This window comes from Faecalicatena orotica, from assembly GCF_905197545.1.
Taxonomy (GTDB): domain Bacteria; phylum Bacillota; class Clostridia; order Lachnospirales; family Lachnospiraceae; genus Faecalicatena_A; species Faecalicatena_A orotica.
This window is the reverse complement of record NZ_CAJJZH010000005.1, coordinates 148831-169551: the sequence shown is the minus strand read 5'-3', so window position 1 is coordinate 169551 and position 20721 is coordinate 148831. Positions and strand designations below refer to the sequence as shown.

Here is a 20721-nt window from a genome sequence, read left to right as displayed (position 1 = left end):
CACCACCGCTATTTCAATAAGATCATGTAAACGATCTGAAATATAAAAATCAGCGCTGCCGGGACAAGCTGGTTTTTGATTACGCCAAAGCGGTCCTTCATATCAAGCATGGCCACCGGGACAACATTAAAATTGGCCGCCATCGGTGTGCAAAGTGTTCCGCAGAATCCACAGGTCAATGCCAGCATTCCGATTACAGCCGGATCGGCCCCGTAACTCAGAACAAACGGCGCCCCGATCCCGACAGTCATAACAGTGATTGCCGCAAATGCATTTCCCATAATCATCGTAAACAGCGCCATTCCAATGGCAAATATGACAATCCCCAGGTTCACATTTCCTTTGGGAACCACTCTTTCCACCAGACCTGCAATGACCTGCCCCACACCCGCTTCTGTAAAAACCGCTCCCAGACTCGCAAGCAGCATCGGAAGCATGCTTAAAGGGCCTACCGTTGACAGCAGGCGCTCGGAATCTCTCAGGAACACGGCCGGTTTATTATCTCTGGATAAAAACATCAGGATGATCATCGAAACAACAATTCCGGCGCCAACCCCGACGATTGCCCCCAGATCGGGAAGGAACACGGCAAAAATAATGGCTGAAATCCCAATGGCAAGGGCTGGTGCAAAAATTTTCATACCGATCTTCTCCGACATTTGATTCACATATTCTTCCGGCAAAACTTCTGACTTTCCAATCTTCACTTTCTTCAGAATCGCAGGTATCGTCATTAATATGATCAGCCCTCCGTTGATCACGGACGGAATCCACCGCCCGAAAGCAAGGACGATTCCGAGAACACACCAGAAAAATCCCGTCCCAAATCTGGACGGATTATCCTTGTCCACCGCATTTTTGACACCTGTGTACAGCGCAGTTAATCCCATAGCTATATAAATCACTTCAAGAAGCTTCGCCCCTAACGTAATATCAGGACTGGTAAAATAGGCCATAAGGCGCCTCCTTTTTTATAACCACTTTTGTAGCTGTCCAGAATCATGAACAGTTACCTCTTTTCTTTTTTGCGGCCATAGTACTTTCTATATAGTTTTCTGTCTTTCAGGAAATAATATACAGTTCCCACTGCAATCGCAAAAATTCCTACCGGGATTTCCACTTTGGCCAGCTCAATCAGTTCCACCTTATACCCGAGTGTTTCCATTGTAGACTGCACAAGAAGTGCTCCCGATCCGCCGACAAATAAAACCTGGCAGAAGAACCACGCAATATTCTCCATTCCCGAAGACATACCCTTAAGCTGTTCCACATGCTCCTCATCCGGCTTCTGTCCCCCCGCCTCTACAGCCCCCGTGGCCATCGGCATGACGATCGGTCTTACGAAACCTGCCACACCGCCAAAACTGACATTAAACGCCGCAAAAATCCCGCGCATGATCCCATATGCACCGATCACTGCACCGGCAGAAGCATTTTTTATCTTTCCAATTAAACCTGCGGCCGCGTGCTTCAATCCGTTTCGTTCCAGAGTTCCCGTAACAAGCATGATCAGAATAAAAATCGCCATATTGCGATTGGAAATAAAGCTCGACCCCAGCGTCTCCAAAAGCCCCATAACCCCAAGATTTCCGACGGCTGCCGTGACAATTGCAGCAATCAGAATAATCAGGATGGAGTCCAGTTTTAAGGCAAAACCTATAATAACAATTAAAATACCTGACAACTTTATCAGTTCCATTTTCATTTCCTCCTTGTGGTATGTAACGCATATATTCTTTCTCATTTGGGAGGATTTTACTCGGAATTGCCTGCTTTTTATTTTATAGGGCATACTTTCCTCGTATAAAATAAAAAGCCAAAGGGTGTATCAAATAAACACCCTTTGACTCAATTATGTTAGTTATTCTTATTCAAAAATCAGACCCGCTGTAACTTCTTTAAAAATGACACCCAGAGCGTGTGCTCCTGCGTCAGGGTATCCAAGGCTTCTTTCACCGACTGTGCCGGCTCTCCCCATGCGTGCAACAATCTCTTTTGTCTTTTCGGCTCCATCCGCCGCTGCCCCGGCTCCCTTTTCCAGAGCCCCTTTCATCGTCATCTTTTCCTCTGCACTCTGAGTCAGGATATCTGCACACGGTACAAGAGCATCAATCAAAGTCTTGTCGCCTACAACAGCACCGCGGCCAAAAGAACGTTCTCCCGTTTTTTGTATTCCTGTAACCGCCGCCTGCATCATACCGGAAAAGTCTTTCAAATCAAGCTGCGTCTTATCTCCCGCCTCAATTCCGGCTGCACGAAACGCAGCTCCCCATATCGGTCCGGAAGCACCACCGCAGTATTCCATAATCACGATAGCGCATGCCTTCAGAAATTCACCGATTGTCCGGCTTTCCTCTGCAAGTATTTCCTCCCATTCATTCATCAATTCCAGAAAACCTTTTGCAACACTCATTCCAAAGTCTCCATCTCCTGCATAGGAATCCAGCTCACAAAATGCAACTTCGTTCTTTAGTATACATTGGCCCATAGCCGCAACCATATACTGCAGATTCTCAAGGCTTATTATATTGTTCTTTACTACTTTTGCCGACTCCTCTACTTTAAATTCCTGCGGTGTATGTTTCTTTTCTCTCATCCGCTCCGGCTGATACATAACCGGTGTAACAGGCCCGTCTACCCTGAAGCCCGGAGCATCTGACGGCATATCCAGATAGTGTTTTAATGTGTCATCCAGTTTCATCAGGCTGACTGAAGCCCCCTGCATGTCAATGCTCGTCATATAGTTTCCTGCAAAACATCTGTAGACTTTTATTCCTCTGGAGTTTAAGTATTTTATCACGGAATTAGTAAAAACATACAGCTCCTGCATAGGGGTACCGCCAAATCCATTGATTAAAAGTACCGTCTCTTCCTCTTTTGAAATTTTAAGGTTCTTTAACAAATCTTCTGCCATTTTTTCAGCCATTTCGTCTGCCGGGACTATTTTCGTTCTGCTTATTCCGGGCTCGCCATGTATCCCAACACCATATTCCATCTCTTCTGTTCCTATATCGAAGGTTGGAGTCCCTTTCGCCGGCACGGTACAGGAAGTATAGGCAAACCCGATACTCTTTACCGAGTCTGCTGCATGCTGCGCCACATTCTTTACCCCTTCCAGGTCAAGTCCGCTTTCCGCAGCAGCCCCTGCGATCTTATGTACAAGAACAGTTCCCGCTACGCCTCGTCTTCCGACCGTATACAAGCTGTCCTGAACCGCAATATCATCCTCTACTTTAATATATTCACACTTTATACCATCTTCCCCTGCCAGAGCTGCACCATTTTTAAAATTCATTACGTCTCCGCTGTAATTTTTAATAATCAGCAGTGTCCCTTTATCTGACCGGGTTTCCCTGATCGCCTGATATACCTGAATCTGAGAGGGTGATGCAAAAACATCCCCGCACACGGCGGCATCCAGCATCCCCGTTCCGACATACCCGGCATGGGCAGGTTCGTGTCCGCTTCCGCCGCCGCTTATAAGGCTCACCTTGTTACGATCCAGCTTCTTCTTCCTGATAATCTTATATTTCTGTAAAAAAATAACATCTGGATTCGTAAAGGAGATACCATCGCACATCTCATTTACAATTGTCTCCGGACGATTTATTAACTTTTTCACTTTTTTGCCGCCTCCTTTTATCAATCCAAAAACACTTTACTTAGCTATTATCTGCCTGTTCAGAAAGATTTTTATAATATTGTGTCTCAATTTCCTGAATACGTTCCACCTTCTTAACAGACCCTCCGCCCGCAAAATCACAATTGATCCAGATGTCAACCAGATAGCCTGCAAGTTCTTCTCCAATTACTCTGGCGCCCATGCATAATATCTGTGCATCATTACTCTTTCTCGAACGTTCTGCGGAATATGGGTCATGGCAGACTGCAGCGCGTATTCCTGGCACCTTATTTGCGGTAATTGCCATACCAATCCCGGTACCGCATATCAGGATGCCTCGTTCAAACATACCTTTGGCAACTGCATTTGCCACACTCTGCGCCACATCGGGATATAGAACCGTCTCACCTTCTCCGGAACCAAAATCCTGATACTCGATCCCCCGTTCCTCAAGCTGTGCCATAATTTTTCTTTTCAGGCTGTATGCAGCTTCGTCACAGCCAATTGCAATCTTCATAATCGTTTTCCTTCTTCCTGTTCCTTCAGCTTTCTAGCAGCCTCATCATTGCCTCTGCCATTGCCTGAAGTATAATGAAACAAGACACTGCCCCTGCATCCAGTACTCCCCTCGATCTTTCCCCGAGCCGGCTGGAACGTCCAAACCTTGCAGTCATATCTTTTGTAGCATCTTTTCCTTCCTCGGCCGCCAGTTCCATCAGTTCCAGTGCTTCACCAAAAGAGGTCTGCTTCCCGGCCGAATCCCGTAAACTACACACTGCCGGTGAAAGCGTATCGATCAGGGTCTTGTCCCCCGGCTGCGCTTCTACGATTTCCTTCAGACCGTCAAGTCCGGCCTCCAGCATATTTCGGAAATCATTAAGTGTTATTTTATCTAAGGCTTCTGCCTGTTCTCCCATTTCCATAAAAATAGTTCCATATATTGGCCCCATAGAGCCGCCTATCTCATTCAGCAGAACCATTCCAAGTTCATTCAGTCCGTCTGAAAAAGAAATTTCGTCTTCATGCAAACCTGATGCAAACAGTGAAAATCCTTTATTCATATTGGCCCCATGATCACCGTCTCCGATCAGCCCGTCTATTTCTCCCAGATATGTCTTATTTTCCTGTATTGCCCTGACCATCGCCATCAGAATTGGCCAGCCATTTTTGTTTCTGATATACTCCATACCGCCACCTCAGAATTGTTTTAACCCAACGCTTTCAGCCGGATAATCTAACAGCTGTTTGAGTTCATCGTCAAGCTTCATTACCGATAATGTCGCCCCCGTCATTTCAAGGGAAGTAAAGTAATTACCAACATAAGATTTATATATCCGGATTCCTTTTTGTTGTAATTCCTTTACAATCTCATCATATAGAATATAGAGCTCCATGACCGGAGTTGCTCCCAGTCCTGATACCAGTACTGCTACCTCATCTCCGGCCGTAAAGGGATAATCAGGAAGTATAATATCTGTCATCCTCTTTGCCATCTGAGCCGCATCCTCCAATGGCAGTACTTCAATTCCCGGCTCTCCGTGATGACCAATCCCGACCTCCATCGTCCCTTCCTCAATCTTAAAATTTGGATGACCTACAGATGGGAGTGTACAGGGGGACAGCCCGATTCCAATGCTGCGGGTCCGCCCGACTGCCTTTTCTGCAGCCTGTACAACATCATCCAGATTTCCTCCCTGGGCTGCTTTTGCACCGCCAATCTTCCACATAAAGATCTCTCCCGCCACTCCCCTGCGTTTTTCTTTCTGATCTTTTGGTGCTGAAGCAACATCATCATTTGCAACGACTGTTCTGACTTCTATTCCCAGCTTTTTTGCCATTTTAACAGCCATCTTCACATTCATGTTATCTCCGGAATAATTTCCGTACAGACAGGCAACGCCTTTCCCCCTGTCAGCTTCCTCAAATGCATTTAAAAATGCCGGGGCTGTGGGTGAAGAAAATATTTCTCCGACTGCGGCCGCATCACAAAGATTTCTTCCTACATAACCAATAAATGCTGGTTTATGTCCGCTCCCCCCGCCTGTTACGACACCGACCTTGTCCGGCTCCATATGTACAGATTTTACGACCCTGGAATGGCTTCCGCCCGCAACAATCTCTTTATGTGCCTTCAGGAAACCACTCAGCATATCCTCAACCATAGTATCCGTATTTTTTATGATCCTCTGCATGACCCCACCTGCTTTCCTGATTTCCTACCATGTTCTGGAAGAAAAATCATAGCCATTTCCAAATAATTCAATAGACTCCTTTACAGCATTTTTCATAGCATCTTTTGCAATATCCAGAAGCTCATGGAAAAACATCGGTTCCTCGCTCCTTGACATCGCGTCCTGCAGAGCCGGCTGTGCTGAGGTGGATAATTTTGTATATGCATTAATCTTGCGTATACCATACGGGATCGACTGTTTTATCTGCTCTGTCTCGACCCCGGAAGAACCATGCATGACAAGGGCACAGTCTGTTGCATCCTTTAGTTCCTGAAGCAGTTTGAAGTCAAGCATCGGCTGCATGATCTTCATATTATGTACCGTTCCGAATGATATTGTCATGGCATCTGCATGTGTAGCCTCCACAAATTCCTTCAATTCATCCGGGTTTGAGAAATATTCCCGGATATCCAGATCCGGTTGTTCGGCAAGATCGTAAACAGACGGCATCTTCCCACACATTGCCTCCACTGATATATCCACACTATGGCAGAAATCCACACATTTCCTGACCATTTCCACATTCTCTTCGAACGGGAGCATAGAAAAATCTGCCATTACAGATGTATACCCCGACCTGACGGCCTTCATAATGTACTGGATACTCTGTCCGTGGTCTAAATGCAGGCACACCGGAACTTTTGCCCTTCTTGCCATGTCCGCCATGATTGGTCCGTATATCTCTATGTCTCCATACTGCTTCCAGCATTCTACCTGTCCCACCATGACAGGAGCATTCATTTCTTCGGCCGCTTCTATTACAGCCTCGGCAAACGGCATTGTCGGGGCAGTAAACATACCTACTGCATAATTATTTTTTTCAGCATCTGCCATTAACGTACTCATATTTACCAACATTTACTTATCCTCCCGTTCTAATTTTCTTTTGATTTTCTTATCACATCAATGATGACTGCAAGGAGTATGATGATGCCTTTGCAGACATACTGCCAGAATGAATTTACTCCCATCAGATTCAGTCCATTCTGGAGGACACCTATAATCAAGATACCAAGGACCGTTCCGCCTACAGTTCCTACGCCGCCCGACATGCTTGTGCCCCCGATGACTACCGCGGAAATCGCATCCAGTTCAAATCCGTTGCCGAGCATCGCGGCTGCAGATCCCAGACGTGCCGTCCACAGGATTCCGCAAAAAGCGCATGCTATGCCGCTAAATACATAGGGAAGCGCATTAAACAGCTTTACATTAATCCCTGAATATTCGGCAGCCTGACGGTTACCGCCTATAGCATAGATGTAATATCCAAATTTCGTCTTATTCAGCAGCAGCCACGTAATCAGCAAAAATATAACCGCATAAATGATAATGACCGAAACCCCGCCAATGTTTGTCATCGCAATATTCGAAAAAGCATCGTTTCTTACTCTGATCGAGATACCTCCCGAAATTACCTGTGTCAGGCCTCTTCCGATACATTGTGTAGCCAGAGTTGCAATAAATGCCGGAACTTTAAAATAGGCAATACTCACACCATTTATAATTCCGATCACTACACCTACCAGAAGACTCACTAAAACAGCAACGCCGACCGGCATTCCAAAATCTGTAATCAGTGATGCCGAAACAACTCCCGCCAGCCCCACTGTAGAACCGACAGAAATATCGATTTCACCGAGAAGAATAGCCATCAGCATGGCACAGCTTATAATGGCATTTACAGAATTGGATTTAAGCAGATTCAACAGGTTCGTACCTGAAAATAATTTTGGTGCAATTACTCCTATAATAATAGACAGCGCCGCCAGTCCGATTAATGACCCCAGATTTCTTCTGAAGTAATTTGTAAAACTATTTGATGCCACTATTTTATTTTTTTCCTTCATCTTCTTTCCTCCTAACTAAACAGCTTCTTCTTTTTCGATTCCGGTCATGGTTGAAAATGTCATGATCTTTTCCTGCGAGAATTCTTCCGCCGATAGTTCGCCTGTAATACGTCCTTCGCACATAATATAGGTGCGGTCACACATATTTATAATTTCAGGTAAATCAGAGGACACAATGATAATTGCTGCACCATCCGCTGCCAGATCATTAATAATGGAATATATCTCAGCTTTGGAACCTACATCAATTCCTCTGGTAGGCTCATCCAGAATAATCACCTTAGGCTTTATTGCAAGCCATTTTCCGAGAACAACCTTTTGCTGGTTTCCTCCGCTTAACCGTCCTGTTTTCTGCCGGGGGGATGTAATCTTTATAGAAAACTTCTCCACATAATCGTCTACGATTTTTTTCCATTTGGATTTTCGTACACGTATTCCCTTTACCAGATCTTTTATATCAGCCAGTCCAATATTAAACTCTACATCATTCAAAAGGACCAGCCCTTCTCCCCGCCGGTCCTCCGGCACATACGCGATTCCTGCTTCCATCGCATCACGGGGCTTTCTTATCTTCACTTCAGTACCTTCAAGCAGTATCTTCCCTCCATCATGGGGGATCCCCCCGAATACAGCCTTCATCACTTCCGTACGGCCTGCTCCTACCAGTCCTGAAAACCCTATAATTTCTCCATAATGCACCTGAAAGCTAATATCACTAAACAGTTTTTTATGCTGCAGCCCCTTTACTTCTAATGCAATATCCCTGATCTCATTCTTCGTCCTCACATAATATTTATCAAGAACCCTGCCTACCATCATGTTTATCAGTTCTTCTCTTTTTGCCTCCGCAATAGGGACCGTATTAATTACTCTGCCATCCCTTAAAACCATAATCCTGTCTGATATCTGAAACAATTCATCCAGGCGATGTGATATATAGATTATGCCGACGCCTTTTTTCTTTAGCTTTTCAATGATCTGAAACAATATTTCTGTTTCACTTTCTGATAAAGATGAAGTAGGCTCATCCATTACTACAATTCTGGCATTTGCAGAAACTGCTTTAATAATTTCAACCTGCTGCTGAAGACCGAGGGACAGTTCACACACTAACGAATCCGGATCCAGATCAATCCCAAACTCATCCATTATTTTTTGAGATTCTGAAACCATTTTCTTATAATCTAAGGTACCGAGGGATGTACGTGGTTCCCTGCCCAGAAAAATGTTGGCAGCAATCGTCCTGTGCGGAACTAATACGATTTCCTGATGTATGATTCTAACACCGAATTCCTGTGCAGCCGCCGATGTGGAAATCGCTTTCTTTTCTCCATCTATGTAAATTTCACCGGAATCAGAAGAGTATATGCCGCCCAGTATCTTTATCAATGTAGACTTGCCCGCACCATTTTCCCCCAGCAGTGACAGAATTTCACCATTATGAAGATCCAGACTAATATCAAGCAATACCTTATTGCTTCCAAATGCTTTTGATATCCCTTTCATTTGTAAAAGACAATTATTTTCCATGTATACCTCCCTGGAATGCATTCTAAATGAAAAACATAGCCAGCCTCAAACACATGAAGCATCCAAGGCTGGCCCATTACCCCCGATACGGCATCAGATATCATGCCTATGACCAATTGTCGATATCGTATTCGTCAATATTATCCTGTGTAACGCTGAATGCATCTATTTTAGTAAAGAAATCAAAGTCTTTATCAGCTTTTTTCCCATTAATCAGTTCATAACATCTTTCACCACTAATTGATCCCACTGATAATGGAGATTGTCCGGATGACTGAACCTGTTTTCCGTCTTTAATCGCCTGCTTGCCGATTGGTGCCGCATCTTTACCAAGGACTGCAATCTTATCGCTCTTTCCTGCTTCTTCCACTGCCTGAATTGCGCCCTGCGCGGATGTATCATTAATACAGTAAATTACATCAATGTCATCGTGTGCCTGTAATGCATCTGTTACGGCGTCAAATGTTACGTCCGATGCACCTCCGCCTTCTACAACCTGAATCTCTTTATATTTAGACGGATCTGATGCCTTTTCTTTGATTCCGTCCCAGAATCCTTTTACATTTAAGACACATGCTTCAGCTGTCTGAAGATGTGCGATCAGCACATTTGCCCCATCCGGATAATTTTCAGCAACCCATTCGCCCGAAAGCTGTCCAAGCCCTTCATTATCTGATGCTACAATCGCATCCACTACGTCATAATCATCTTCAGAAACTACGGCGTCCGCATTCACCACGTATACTCCTGCATCCTGCAGTGTCTGGCATACATTTCTTGCCCCGGAAAAATCATATGGGATATAAACGAGTGCTTCAATCCCCATACTGATCATATCGTCAATCTGTTTGCTTTGTGTCGTAGGATCGTTCTGGGGATCATAATAAATGAGTTCCATGCCCAGTTCGTCACATTTACTCTGAAGCCCGTCAAGAATTGCAGAAAAATATTCATTGGTCATCGTATAAGGTGAATATCCTATTTTAATCTTTCCGCTGTCACTCTTGTCACCGTCTTCTTCTGCCTCAGTTTTTCCTTTGTCCGCTGTGTTTGCATCCTTTTCCTCTGAAGAACTACTGCATCCCGCCATAGAAAATACCATTGCAGCTGCTAACAATACGCTTAACACTTTTTTCTTCATACTTCTCTCCCTTTCTTTTGTTTGAATATGTTTCATGTTGTTTGTTTATGTTTGAATTATATAACATTATATTACAATTTACAATATGGCAATTAATACAAATCGTCAGCCTTATTTTCGTATAAAATTAACAACTTTCTTTTATCTTACGTTATAAGTCGATTTTTTACTTATTCTGCATGTTTTTAGTTTACATATTATGTTTTTACATGTATAATATAAGAACAATTTCAAACATTTTAAAACATTCATTAACATTTTGATTCAGAAAGGTGGTTTCATAATGGCATATGCAGGAATTGACATTGGAACAAGCGGATGTAAAATGACCGTCTACAGCAGTAAAGGCCAGATCTTATCTTCAGCTAAAAGAACATATCAGGAAACCGGACACAGCGGATATAGGGAATTAAATGCAGATATGGTATGGAAACACACAAAAGAAGTCATCAAGGAAGCGGCAGCTGCTTCCAGTGAATTAATCGAGAGTATTGCCGTGGCCTCACTTGGGGAGTCCATTGTTTGTATAGACGAACACGGTACTGTGCTGGCAAACTCCATGCTCACCGGGGATAAACGGGGTATTGAAGAATGTATCCGGCTTCAGGAATCCGTCAGTAAAAAGGAAGTGATGAATATAACAGGGCTCCCTTTAAGTGAAATGTATTCACTCCCCAAATTTATCTGGATGAAAAATCATACCGATATATTCAGTAAATCAAAGCATATTTTTTTCTATGAAGATTATGTGGGGTATCTGCTTACCGGAAAAAGAATGGTCAGCTATTCTTCTGCCGCAAGAAGTATGGCATTCGATATCAAACGAAAATCATGGTCAGACAAACTTCTTTCCTGTGCCGGGCTAAATAAGGAACGATTCTCTGTTCCTGTCCCCTCCGGTACGGTTCTCGGCACTGTCCTGCCTGATCTTGCAGAAGAACTTGCTCTCTCACCCGGAACACTGGTTGCCGCAGGTGGACATGACCAGGGCTGCGCCGGATTGGGCAGTGGAATGATCCTCCCTTCAGAAGGAGAAGACGGACAGGGGACATGCGAGGTTATGCAGTTCATACTTCCCGGTATGACAACGTCCTCGTATATGATAGAGAATGGAATCCCATGTGCGCCCTACGTGGTTCCCGATGTTTACCTTGCACAAATCGAGCTTACAAACTGTGGTATTTTAATGAACTGGTCGAGAGATACGATTTTCTCAAATATTTTTAATGATTGTGCAGAACGCGGAGAAGACTTTTTCTCCTACATGGACTGCCTCGCTTCCGAAAGAGCGCCCGGCGATATCCTCGTTCTTCCGTCTTTTGGTTCCTCCGGAAATCCCGACATATGTTATGATGCACTTGGCACAATATGCGGGCTCACAATACATACACAGCCGGTTGAACTCTATCAGGCTATTAAAGAAGGGATGGCATATCAAATGTATATGGCATACCAGACACTTGACCAGCTGAACATCAATGCTGATGTGATCCGCATCACCGGAGGCGGAGCCGCTTCAGATTATACCCTTCAGTTAAGAGCGGATATATTTGGCGTCCCTATGGAAACAATAGATAACAATCAGGCCGGAACTATGGGCTGTGCCATCCTGGCCGCACATGCTGTCAGGCCGGATGTTTCGATAGAAGAACTTATTCAGAATATGGTACATACGAAAAAGCGTTTTATTCCAAGGCCTCAATATCATGACCTTTATATGAAGCATTACAGACATTATAAAAAGCTATATAATATGTTGACAAATTTTACCAACAAATCTATCATAAAATTAAAATAATAAAGAATGAGGTAAGCTATGCTCAAAGAAAAAAGACTGCAGAAAATAGAGAATCTTTTAATTTCTAACGGTTCTGTGGAAACTGGTCAGCTCAGCCGGACTTTTGATGTAACAGAAATGACTATCCGCAGAGACCTAGAGACTTTAATCAAAGAGAACCCCAAAATTGTACGCACGCATGGCGGTGCCATGCTGACCAATTCCGGTGACCAGGGAGAACTGCCATATGAACGGCGAATGGCAGAAAACGGCAGTCTCAAAGACCATATTGCCCAGAAAGCGCTGTCCTTCATACATCACGGGCAGGTACTTTTTATTGACTCAGGAACAACCACCCTCCATTTAGCACGGCAGATGTCTAATGAAATAAATAATACAGTAATTACAAACGGAATCAATATCGCTACGGAGCTGCTTACACGAGACTGGATCAATGTGATTTTAATCGGTGGGGACCTGAGAAGAAATACACATTCTACAAGAGGCCCTCTTGCTGAGGAGCAAATGCGTAATTTTAAGGTTGATGTTGCGTTTATCGGAGCAAACTCCATTGGAGACAACGGCAATATTTATCTAGCCAACACCTCCGAAATCGGGTTCAAAAAGAGCGTACTGGCTTCAGCAAAAGAAGTATATGTTCTGGCAGATTCAAGTAAGTTTGATAAATTCAATCTAATCTCCTGTGCTGATGGACAGGATGTGACAGGAATTATAACCGACCACAAATTACCCGGCGAGACTGCATCCCGGTTAGAAGAGCTCGGAGTCAGACTGATCATCGCATCATGAGCTATTTCCATCCACCAAAAAGAATATCCCCGCTGGAACCAATGTTTCTGACGGCATTGAACTTTCCAGCAGGGATATGTAACGGGAATGGGGGAATGCCTCCCCCTATTTCTCATTGACCTAAGATCTCAATATTATAATTTACCCTCTGACAACTTTTTTACTATATTTCTCAATTCTTCAACTTCTTTTTTCAGTTCTTCCTTCTCAAGCCTCTCTTTTTCCATCAGCCTGCGCTGTTTCTCAACTTCTTTGTTCTTTTCCTCAGCCTCTTTCTTCTTTTCCTCAAGTTCCTTGTTCTTTTCTGCAACCTCCTGGCTCTTTTCCTCTAGCTCCTTGTTCTTTTCTGCAACCTCCCGGCTCTTTTCCTCAGCCTCTTTCTTCTTTTCCTCTAGCTCTTTCCACTTTTCCTCAAGCTCGTTTCGCTTTTCCTCAACTTCTTTGTGCAATGTATCCAGTTGTTCCTGCTGCTCTTCAATCATATACTGCACTGTGTTGCGGTCTAATTCCAGTAATTCCTTAGAGAACATATCCATCACCCCTTCGATATTACCGCAGATTTCGTATACCTCTTCATACATTTCCTGAAAGACGGGATACTTACCTACAATCTCTAAAATCCGTTCCGGGCTGTCATCACACAAAAAACTCAGCCAGGCCTCCAACTTGTTATTTATAGTTTTATTGTGCGTGCTTTCTTTGTAAATGTCAAGTGGGATTAAAACATACTCCTGCAGCATATTCAAATTCAGTCCTGTCTGAAATACCTGTTTTGCCCTGTGAATATATGCGGATTCGATTTCGTGAAACTCAGATGTGCTTTTTTCGAAAAATACAATGGTATAGACGGTTTTTACATCTTGATATGTAAACTTCTTTTTCCTCTGTCCTTTGACCCTTTTGTATTGTCTCAGCAGTAAATCGGCGGAATAGCAGGCTCCGCGCTGGCCGGGGAATGCATATCCGATTTTCTGGATTTCAATATTTGCCAGACTTCCCTCTTCCAGTTCGACCACGATATCCGTAATCAGAAGCGAACTTTCGTCGGCCAGCCGGACCGAGTCATTGGGAAGCACCTGCCGGATATGTATATTCTGCCCCAGTAATAAGGAAAGCAGTTCTTCCAGACGTTCCGGATGAACATCGGGATTCATAATTTCTTTAAAGAATGAATCATATGTCATTTTTACTCCCCGTACACCCGTGCATACATCCAGAAATTCTTTTTTCTGTTCATCATTCCACTGGGCAAACTGCCACGAACATACCGGACTGCGGTTAATCTCATCTAACACCTCCTTTCGTGTCCTGATTTGTGGAAAATACTTTTTTAGCCCTTTTTGCATAGGCAATGCTCCTTTCTTTGCATACTGCACTGATTTCTTCTTTGTTTTGGTTTTTTCATTCGCGGATACAGTTTCGATAGTGAAACGCCGAAATGAGATGTCAAACGGCTCTGAGCCGGCGGAATCGCCTGCCGTTTTGATGGATTAAGAGTATCATATCCAAAATGAGAATTCAATAAATAATCTATTAAATTTAAATAAGAATTTCTGCCGGTTACTGTTCTCACCATAAGAATACCGGAAAATAGATAGCTCCACAGGAATCAGTGCTGCTTAAAACAAAGATTTCCGTGAAGCTACTTTTTTAATGGCCGGATTATCTATATTTGCTATTTAACCAATACCGCATCAGCGTCCGCGTCTTCTCTGCCGCTGCATCTCTCTTTCCCGTTCTCTCTGTCTTGCCCTCTTCCGCTCCCATCTGCGCCTGCTGCGCTCCATCATTCTTCCCGGGGCAAGGAACGTCCAGCAACAGATGCGTACGGCCATAATACCAAAAAAGACACCGATACTGTCAATCCCGACATCTTTCACAGAAGGTCCCCTGCCGTCTACAAAAGACTGGTGATACTCATCCCCGCAGGCAAATCCTACACAGATAAGCCCTGCAACGATCATGAGTCCAAAGCCCCTCAGACCATATACATAGAAGGGAAGAGATACCGTAACGGCAAGGATAAAGTATTCTGTCATATGGGCCAGCTTTCTGACCGGATATTCGATTTCATAGGCCTTCTCATCTATCTCCCAGTCCTCCATATTCTTCTGAAGAACTTCATTCCCAAATGTAACAATCTTGTGGCTCACCGTATAGCTCAAATTTCCGGAATCATCCCCTGTCTGAGCTGAAAAGTTAAAGATGACCAGCATCATGAGGATCGCCGGTAAAAAAGACAGCGGTTTTAATATTAACAACATACATTTCTTGAACATTTATGTCACTTCCTTTGTATAAAACACTTATATGGTAACTGTTAGTGGTAAAATTATTTTTCTATCATACCGTGTTCCCCACATAAAATCAAGTTCTGGAAGGACTTCAATTCAGTGTTAATGCTGCTGTAATTCCATCATCCGTTCAAACTCCGTCTTCTCCGGAAGATCAAGCGCAAACCGTTTTTCCAGCCAGCACTCTGCCAGTTCAATCCATTTTGACGCATCTTTGTTTATCATCTTTTTTGACATTGCCGTTGCCTGGGTAGCAAGACTTAAGCCGTGGTCCCCCTCTTCGAAGATATGCAGTTCGAACGGAACCTTCTGGTCTGCGAGGGCATGTGCCATACGCAGGCTGTGCTGAACCGGAACCATTGCATCTGCGGACGTCGCCCATAAAAATGTAGGAGGAGTATGTTCAGTCACATTCAGTGCAGGACTAACTTCCCTTAATTTTTCTTCAGAAGGTTCAGGCTCGCCGAGGTAAGCTGTGTTTGACCCCTTAAAAAATGCTGTATCCATCTCATTCATTTCAAATTTTTCCATAAAAGTATAGTCACTCAGCGTATATCCCAGAATAATCGCGGCAGGTTTCAGCATATCCGCCTCCACCCCGAAATACTCTGTCAGCAGGGGACTGTTCCAGTAAACGGAATACATGGCCGAATTATGGGCGCCCGCGGAAAAACCGCACACTGCAACGCGTTCCATGTCAACCAGCCATTTTCTTGCGTGTTCACGGATATAGAGCATGGCCTTCCCAATATCACGGACAGGCGCCGGATGTTTCGTATCCTCTTTCGGTACAACCGGCCTGGAAAGATCTGGGAATGTATTTTTTCCGTCATCATATGTAGAATATCTCAGGACAAATGCATGGTACCCCATAGACACAAACCTCAGTGCAACCGGCTCCGCCTCCCTGTCTGAACAGCTGAAATAACCGCCGCCGGGACAGATCAGGATAGCAGGACGCTTTCCCTGCTGCCTCATTTCCCCTTCCTCTGCTGTCACATAGGTTGTTAAAGTGACATTATCGCGATCCTCATAAAGCTTAATTTTTTCAGTTAACATAACTTTTGCCTCCTTAAGAAATACTTCTTTGATTATACCACTTTTTTACCAATGAACATCAACCGATATCCAACAGTTCACCGAATGTTTCTATCCTGTAATCTGCTTTCTCATATCCCGATGCATCTCCAATCCCGACCGATGCCATGCCCGCTGCCTTTGCGGCATCTATCCCGGCATACGCATCTTCTACAACAATACACTCCTTGGGATTCACTCCAAGAAACTCCCCGGCCTTCACAAACACCTCCGGGTCCGGTTTCGAACGGGTAATATTATTTCCGTCTGAAACAGCGTCGAACGCATCTGTAAGCCCCACCTTATCCAGAATAAATCCGGCATTTTTACTCGAAGAACCGATTGCAAGCTTATGGCCTCTTTCGCGGAGTCTTTTCAGCGTTTCTCTCACTTCTTCTGTTACATCATCCGGAGTCATTGTTGCGAGAAGCTCACGGTAGGTGCAATTCTTCTGTTCCATCATCTGTGCCTTTTTTTCGCCGGACAACGGCTCTCCTTCATACTTTTCCAGAATAATTTCCAGACTTTCCGCACGGCTCACACCCCTGAGCCGGTTGTTGATAGTTTCATCAAAATAAATCCCCATCTCATCCGCCATCTTCTTCCACGCCTGATAGTGGAACTTGTCTGTAAATACAATCACACCGTCTAAATCAAATATAAATGCTTTCACTTCTCTTCTCCTTTATCCTTGTACCGGTTGGTTTCACGCCGTACACTTTCATGACCTGCTTTTTCTCGATGAAAATACTTGCATTTCTGTATCTCACCCTGCATAATCTCTCTGCCCCCGGGTCCATTTCTACAAATGGATGGTTTAATTTATCCTCTATGGCTGCGGTTCCGTCAAATATACTGTCTACAAGCCCTGCATAATCATCAAGATAACTTTTTGCAATCGGATATCCATTGTGGTTCGGGAGTATGTAATCAAAACAATCTGACATGTCTTTCAGCCTGAGGAAGTTCTCTTTAAAGTTCTTCAGTCTCTCTTCCACGTCATACGGAGCTTCCGGGTTTCTGGAATTATCAAACATCATTACCTGTCCGGCCTCGAGCTCGTCACCGCTAAACAACATCCGGTGCCCTCTGTCCAGATAAAACAGGCTGCTGTTACAGTGCGCCGGTCTGACATCCAGCACGTCTACGGTCCGGCCGCCCAGTTCGATTGTATCTCCCTCACCGATATATATTTTTTTATAATCTGGATACGGAAGGAGTGTCAGGTCAAAGGGGACCGCACCGGGTGTTTCAACAGACGGAGCATCAATCCTTTCCCCCCTGCTTACATAAACCTCCTCAAATTCTCCGTTTCCCCCTGAATGGTCCGGATGATAGTGGGTATTTGCTACAATGACCGGCTTTTCTGTCAGCCGTTCCACATACGGCCTCAGATTGCCGGCCCCGTATCCTGTATCAAGCAGAAGGGCTTTTTCTTCCCCTTCCAATAGATACATGTTTTCTGTCCCGTTCATGAAGTTAATCACCCATGTCGTATCGTCTATCTTCCATGACATATATGTCCCGAAAATCTGCTCCAGTGTTGGTTTCATGCTGCTGTCTCCTTCCAATTTTTATCTATTATTTATCGACCACCTTTAGTTCACTGATCTCTTCAATGGCTTTTTTCAGCTGTTCTGGTTCAAACGGCAGATACCCCATCTTCGAAATATCTTCCAGTGTATTCGCCCCCATTTCCGGGTCACCGGATGCAGCCATTCCTGCGATTGCCGGCGCGTATCTGCCAAGTACCTCCATCGCTTTTTCATCCCTCGCAATTCGGGAAAGTGTGGTTTTGCTATGATACGGCTTTCTCAAGTCTTTCTCTGGCTGATAAGCAAAATCGTAACTTCCCGCTCCCAGAAGCTGTTTTCCTCCGGGATATCCAGGCAGGCAGGCCTCGGCCTCACAGCCGAATGGGACCTCAATATGCACCTTAAATGTTCCGTTTTCCTCAATGCTCCACTTACTGACATACAGGCCGTTTACAGAATCGTAGAGGCATTCCAGACTTCCCAGACGTATGTCCGGATGCGGTGCGATCACAGCCTTCCTAAAACCGGGTTCCATCGGGCGGATTCCTGCCACATATGCGTAGACAAATTCCATGACGGAACCATACGCATAGTGGTTCAGAGAGTTCATCCCCGTATCACTGATCGTTCCATCCGGTAAAACCGAATTCCACCGTTCCCAGATTGTAGTCGCCCCGAGGTCGACGCTGTACAGCCAGCCGGGGAAACCTTCCTGAAACAAGAAGTCATATGCGGTTTCGTACATGCCCGCTTCAGCCAGAACCGTGCACAGTAGAGGTGCACCAACGAAGCCGCATTTGATCTTGTTGCAGTCTTTTTTCAACCGTATTTTAAATTGTTCTATCGTTTTGTCTCTGTCAACATACAGTCCGAACTTCAGAGCAATGACATAAGCCGCCTGCGTATCCACGGCCAGACGCCCGCCGGGTGTAAAGAATTCATGTAAAACTGCCCGTTTAATTTTTTCTTCCAATGCAAGGTAATGTTCTGAATCCTCCTGTTTCCCCAGCCTCTGAGCCATCTTTCTCACAATCTGCGCGGAGCGGTAGTAGTAAACGGATGCAATATAGTCATCGTCTGTACTTCCCTTGAAACTGGATTCGGTAGGACCGTCCAGCGCAAGCCAGTCTCCGAAATGGAATCCGAAATTGAACAGATACTGCCTATTTCCCCTCATGGAATCTTTTCTGTCAATATAATCTACCCAGTCTTTCATTAGGGGATAGCAGTACTCCATCTCATCCAGATTTCCATAGTATGTATAAAGCGTATCGGGAAGAAATGTGGCGATATCGCCCCATACACTTCCTACATCCTCTTTGTGCCCGATATTCGGCAGATAGTTTGGAACCCCGCCCTCCAGATATTGCTGCTCATCTCTCAAATCCTTCACAAATTTATGGAAGAAGGCGCGTGTATCCATGTGGTAGCTTGCGGTTGGCGCAAAAACCTGTGCATCTCCGGTCCATCCGAGGCGCTCGCTTCTCTGTGGACAATCCGTAGGCATATCGATAAAGTTGGATTTCAATCCCCATACTGTGTTTTTATATAATCGGTTAATTTTCTCGTTTCCAGTAGTGATATAACCAATTCTGCGGAGATCTGAATAGAGTACCCGGCCTGTAAAATCTTCTTTCTTACATGCTCCCGGCCATCCCGTCACACGCACATAGCGGAAACCAAAGAAAGTAAAATGTGCCCGCACAGTCTCTTTACATCCGTTGGAAACGTAAACAAACTGTGATTTTGCCTCACGGTAATTTTTGTTGTAGAAATTACCTCCCTGCAGGATTTCCCCAAAATCAAGCACGACCTTCGTCCCTTTTAGGAAATCTGCCCTGAATTCGAGATATCCCGCGAAGTTCTGCCCCATATCCAGCACGGTCTCCCCCGCCGGAGTACGAAGGACCTCCTGCACCGGGATTCTTTCCTTTGCCAGGACCTTAAGGCTGATGCGGTCCGTCAGATGGGACTTAGCAAGGTTTCTTGTCCCTTCCCCATTCTCCGGATGCTCCAAAACCTGTACCGGACGGTGTGGATTTTCCTTTTTCTCCCACAGCATCCGGTTCAGAATCTCCCCGAAATAAATGCCAGATTCCTCGATATCAGAGCCATAATATTTCCAGCTTTTGTCCGTACAGATACATTCGTGCGTCCCGTCTTCGTATTCCAGATGCAGCTCTGCAATCGCAGCCATGCGGTCCCCGTAGTTTTCCTTCTGCATTTCCAGCCCGAAGGTCCCCATGTACCAACCCTTTCCAAGCAGCAGTTCCAGCGTATTCCCACCGTTTTCCCTCAGAATGCCATCGAGCGGGAAGGTCATGACCTGAATATTTTTCTCATAGTTGTTCACGTAGGGGGCCAGATATTCCTCCCCAAGTTTCTTCCCATTTATATATGCCTCAAACAAGCCCACTCCGGCCGCATATAATCTGGCACGGCGTATCTTTTTGGAAACGGAAAAGGATTTCGTCATGACAGAGTGGAAGGTATCCTCTTTTTCCGTGCTGATCCAGTCGGCATCCCAGCACTCATCCATTTTCCCCGTCTCAAAAGTGCAAATATCACTGACCGCGCGGTCCCTGACATCGCCCTCTACCGCAATACGGTAAAAATAAGTTGTCCGCGGCCTCAGGTCCATATCCAGCCTTTCACCGCCCTGCTTTAAATCCGGCCCCTCCTTTTTACAGAGTATCGTTTTAAAGTCTCTGCTGTCACTAACCTCGATCACTGCATTTGTCTGTCTTTTACTTGCCGTATCACGGACATTCCATGAAAAAATGAGCTTCTCATAGAGAAATCCAGCCGGATTGTCGATCCCGTTGATCCTTATATTCGTAATTCTCATGTTCCATTC

18 protein-coding genes are annotated in these 20721 nt (G+C 44.8%); 2 read left to right on the top strand and 16 right to left on the bottom strand.

From position 1 onward, the window contains the following. Positions 1 to 8: 8 nt before the first annotated feature. The 10 genes from ABIN22_RS12395 to ABIN22_RS12350 form a co-directional block, all read right to left on the bottom strand. Positions 9 to 956 carry a DUF979 domain-containing protein gene (locus ABIN22_RS12395; protein WP_346908996.1) on the bottom strand — a complete coding sequence of 316 codons (948 nt, stop codon included), beginning with the start codon at positions 954 to 956 and terminating at the stop codon, positions 9 to 11. Between the two features lie 53 nt (positions 957 to 1009). Further along, positions 1010 to 1699, bottom strand: coding sequence for a DUF969 domain-containing protein (locus tag ABIN22_RS12390; RefSeq protein ID WP_346908994.1), 690 nt, complete (start codon positions 1697 to 1699; stop codon positions 1010 to 1012). Between the two features lie 168 nt (positions 1700 to 1867). Continuing rightward, on the bottom strand, positions 1868 to 3622 hold the full coding sequence (gene dhaK / locus ABIN22_RS12385; protein WP_346908992.1) for a dihydroxyacetone kinase subunit DhaK: 1755 nt from the start codon (positions 3620 to 3622) through the stop codon (positions 1868 to 1870). Positions 3623 to 3662: 40 nt separating this feature from the next. Next, positions 3663 to 4139: a ribose 5-phosphate isomerase B gene (rpiB, locus tag ABIN22_RS12380; RefSeq protein ID WP_109732576.1), complete on the bottom strand. Its 477-nt coding sequence runs from the start codon at positions 4137 to 4139 to the stop codon at positions 3663 to 3665. A 25-nt stretch (positions 4140 to 4164) separates the two neighbouring features. Beyond that, positions 4165 to 4809, bottom strand: a complete 645-nt coding sequence (gene dhaL, locus ABIN22_RS12375) for a dihydroxyacetone kinase subunit DhaL (protein ID WP_118621645.1) — start codon at positions 4807 to 4809, stop codon at positions 4165 to 4167. Between the two features lie 9 nt (positions 4810 to 4818). Continuing rightward, entirely contained in the window at positions 4819 to 5814 is a 996-nt protein-coding gene (locus tag ABIN22_RS12370) for a dihydroxyacetone kinase subunit DhaK (RefSeq protein WP_109732578.1), read from the bottom strand. Positions 5815 to 5838: 24 nt separating this feature from the next. Then, on the bottom strand, positions 5839 to 6699 hold the full coding sequence (locus ABIN22_RS12365; RefSeq protein ID WP_346908989.1) for a class II fructose-bisphosphate aldolase: 861 nt from the start codon (positions 6697 to 6699) through the stop codon (positions 5839 to 5841). A gap of 29 nt (positions 6700 to 6728) precedes the next feature. Next, entirely contained in the window at positions 6729 to 7700 is a 972-nt protein-coding gene (locus tag ABIN22_RS12360) for an ABC transporter permease (protein ID WP_346908987.1), read from the bottom strand. Positions 7701 to 7715: 15 nt separating this feature from the next. After that, positions 7716 to 9230 carry a sugar ABC transporter ATP-binding protein gene (locus tag ABIN22_RS12355; protein WP_118621647.1) on the bottom strand — a complete coding sequence of 505 codons (1515 nt, stop codon included), beginning with the start codon at positions 9228 to 9230 and terminating at the stop codon, positions 7716 to 7718. 106 nt (positions 9231 to 9336) lie between these two features. Next, positions 9337 to 10371 (bottom strand): substrate-binding domain-containing protein, encoded by a 1035-nt coding sequence (locus tag ABIN22_RS12350; RefSeq protein WP_346908985.1) that lies wholly within the window; start codon positions 10369 to 10371, stop codon positions 9337 to 9339. A gap of 283 nt (positions 10372 to 10654) precedes the next feature. Here ABIN22_RS12350 and ABIN22_RS12345 point away from each other — a divergent pair, with 283 nt between their 5' ends. After that, a complete protein-coding gene (locus ABIN22_RS12345) occupies positions 10655 to 12169 on the top strand; it encodes an FGGY-family carbohydrate kinase (protein WP_346908983.1) in 1515 nt (504 codons plus the stop codon). 18 nt (positions 12170 to 12187) lie between these two features. Beyond that, positions 12188 to 12958 (top strand): DeoR/GlpR family DNA-binding transcription regulator, encoded by a 771-nt coding sequence (locus tag ABIN22_RS12340; protein WP_109732584.1) that lies wholly within the window; start codon positions 12188 to 12190, stop codon positions 12956 to 12958. Positions 12959 to 13092: 134 nt separating this feature from the next. Here the strand turns inward: ABIN22_RS12340 and ABIN22_RS12335 are convergent, their stop codons facing one another. The 6 genes from ABIN22_RS12335 to ABIN22_RS12310 all read right to left on the bottom strand — a co-directional run bounded on the left by ABIN22_RS12335 (position 13093) and on the right by ABIN22_RS12310 (position 20712). Further along, a complete protein-coding gene (locus tag ABIN22_RS12335; RefSeq protein WP_346908981.1) occupies positions 13093 to 14304 on the bottom strand; it encodes a PD-(D/E)XK nuclease family transposase in 1212 nt (403 codons plus the stop codon). Positions 14305 to 14652: 348 nt separating this feature from the next. Continuing rightward, positions 14653 to 15222 (bottom strand): VanZ family protein, encoded by a 570-nt coding sequence (locus ABIN22_RS12330; protein ID WP_346908979.1) that lies wholly within the window; start codon positions 15220 to 15222, stop codon positions 14653 to 14655. 132 nt (positions 15223 to 15354) lie between these two features. Next, positions 15355 to 16311: an alpha/beta hydrolase gene (locus tag ABIN22_RS12325; RefSeq protein ID WP_346908977.1), complete on the bottom strand. Its 957-nt coding sequence runs from the start codon at positions 16309 to 16311 to the stop codon at positions 15355 to 15357. A gap of 58 nt (positions 16312 to 16369) precedes the next feature. Beyond that, the gene (gene pgmB, locus ABIN22_RS12320) at positions 16370 to 17002 is read right to left on the bottom strand and encodes a beta-phosphoglucomutase (RefSeq protein ID WP_346908975.1); all 633 of its coding nucleotides are present in this window, start codon (positions 17000 to 17002) and stop codon (positions 16370 to 16372) included. Further along, positions 16983 to 17882 (bottom strand): MBL fold metallo-hydrolase, encoded by a 900-nt coding sequence (locus tag ABIN22_RS12315; protein WP_346908973.1) that lies wholly within the window; start codon positions 17880 to 17882, stop codon positions 16983 to 16985. Before ABIN22_RS12315 ends, pgmB begins: the two co-directional genes overlap by 20 nt. A gap of 28 nt (positions 17883 to 17910) precedes the next feature. Beyond that, positions 17911 to 20712 (bottom strand): alpha-L-rhamnosidase, encoded by a 2802-nt coding sequence (locus ABIN22_RS12310; protein WP_346908971.1) that lies wholly within the window; start codon positions 20710 to 20712, stop codon positions 17911 to 17913. Positions 20713 to 20721 lie beyond the last annotated feature (9 nt).

Bases quoted from the DNA above. Each gene is read 5' to 3' on its own strand.
- ABIN22_RS12395 (WP_346908996.1), bottom strand. From the start codon at position 956: ATGGCCTATTTTACCAGTCCTGATATTACGTTAGGGGCGAAGCTTCTT.
- ABIN22_RS12390 (WP_346908994.1), bottom strand. From the start codon at position 1,699: ATGGAACTGATAAAGTTGTCAGGTATTTTAATTGTTATTATAGGTTTT.
- rpiB (WP_109732576.1), bottom strand. From the start codon at position 4,139: ATGAAGATTGCAATTGGCTGTGACGAAGCTGCATACAGCCTGAAAAGA.
- dhaL (WP_118621645.1), bottom strand. From the start codon at position 4,809: ATGGAGTATATCAGAAACAAAAATGGCTGGCCAATTCTGATGGCGATG.
- ABIN22_RS12370 (WP_109732578.1), bottom strand. From the start codon at position 5,814: ATGCAGAGGATCATAAAAAATACGGATACTATGGTTGAGGATATGCTG.
- ABIN22_RS12365 (WP_346908989.1), bottom strand. From the start codon at position 6,699: ATGAGTACGTTAATGGCAGATGCTGAAAAAAATAATTATGCAGTAGGT.
- ABIN22_RS12360 (WP_346908987.1), bottom strand. From the start codon at position 7,700: ATGAAGGAAAAAAATAAAATAGTGGCATCAAATAGTTTTACAAATTAC.
- ABIN22_RS12355 (WP_118621647.1), bottom strand. From the start codon at position 9,230: ATGGAAAATAATTGTCTTTTACAAATGAAAGGGATATCAAAAGCATTT.
- ABIN22_RS12350 (WP_346908985.1), bottom strand. From the start codon at position 10,371: ATGAAGAAAAAAGTGTTAAGCGTATTGTTAGCAGCTGCAATGGTATTT.
- ABIN22_RS12345 (WP_346908983.1), top strand. From the start codon at position 10,655: ATGGCATATGCAGGAATTGACATTGGAACAAGCGGATGTAAAATGACC.
- ABIN22_RS12340 (WP_109732584.1), top strand. From the start codon at position 12,188: ATGCTCAAAGAAAAAAGACTGCAGAAAATAGAGAATCTTTTAATTTCT.
- ABIN22_RS12335 (WP_346908981.1), bottom strand. From the start codon at position 14,304: ATGCAAAAAGGGCTAAAAAAGTATTTTCCACAAATCAGGACACGAAAG.
- ABIN22_RS12330 (WP_346908979.1), bottom strand. From the start codon at position 15,222: ATGTTGTTAATATTAAAACCGCTGTCTTTTTTACCGGCGATCCTCATG.
- ABIN22_RS12325 (WP_346908977.1), bottom strand. From the start codon at position 16,311: ATGTTAACTGAAAAAATTAAGCTTTATGAGGATCGCGATAATGTCACT.
- ABIN22_RS12315 (WP_346908973.1), bottom strand. From the start codon at position 17,882: ATGAAACCAACACTGGAGCAGATTTTCGGGACATATATGTCATGGAAG.
- ABIN22_RS12310 (WP_346908971.1), bottom strand. From the start codon at position 20,712: ATGAGAATTACGAATATAAGGATCAACGGGATCGACAATCCGGCTGGA.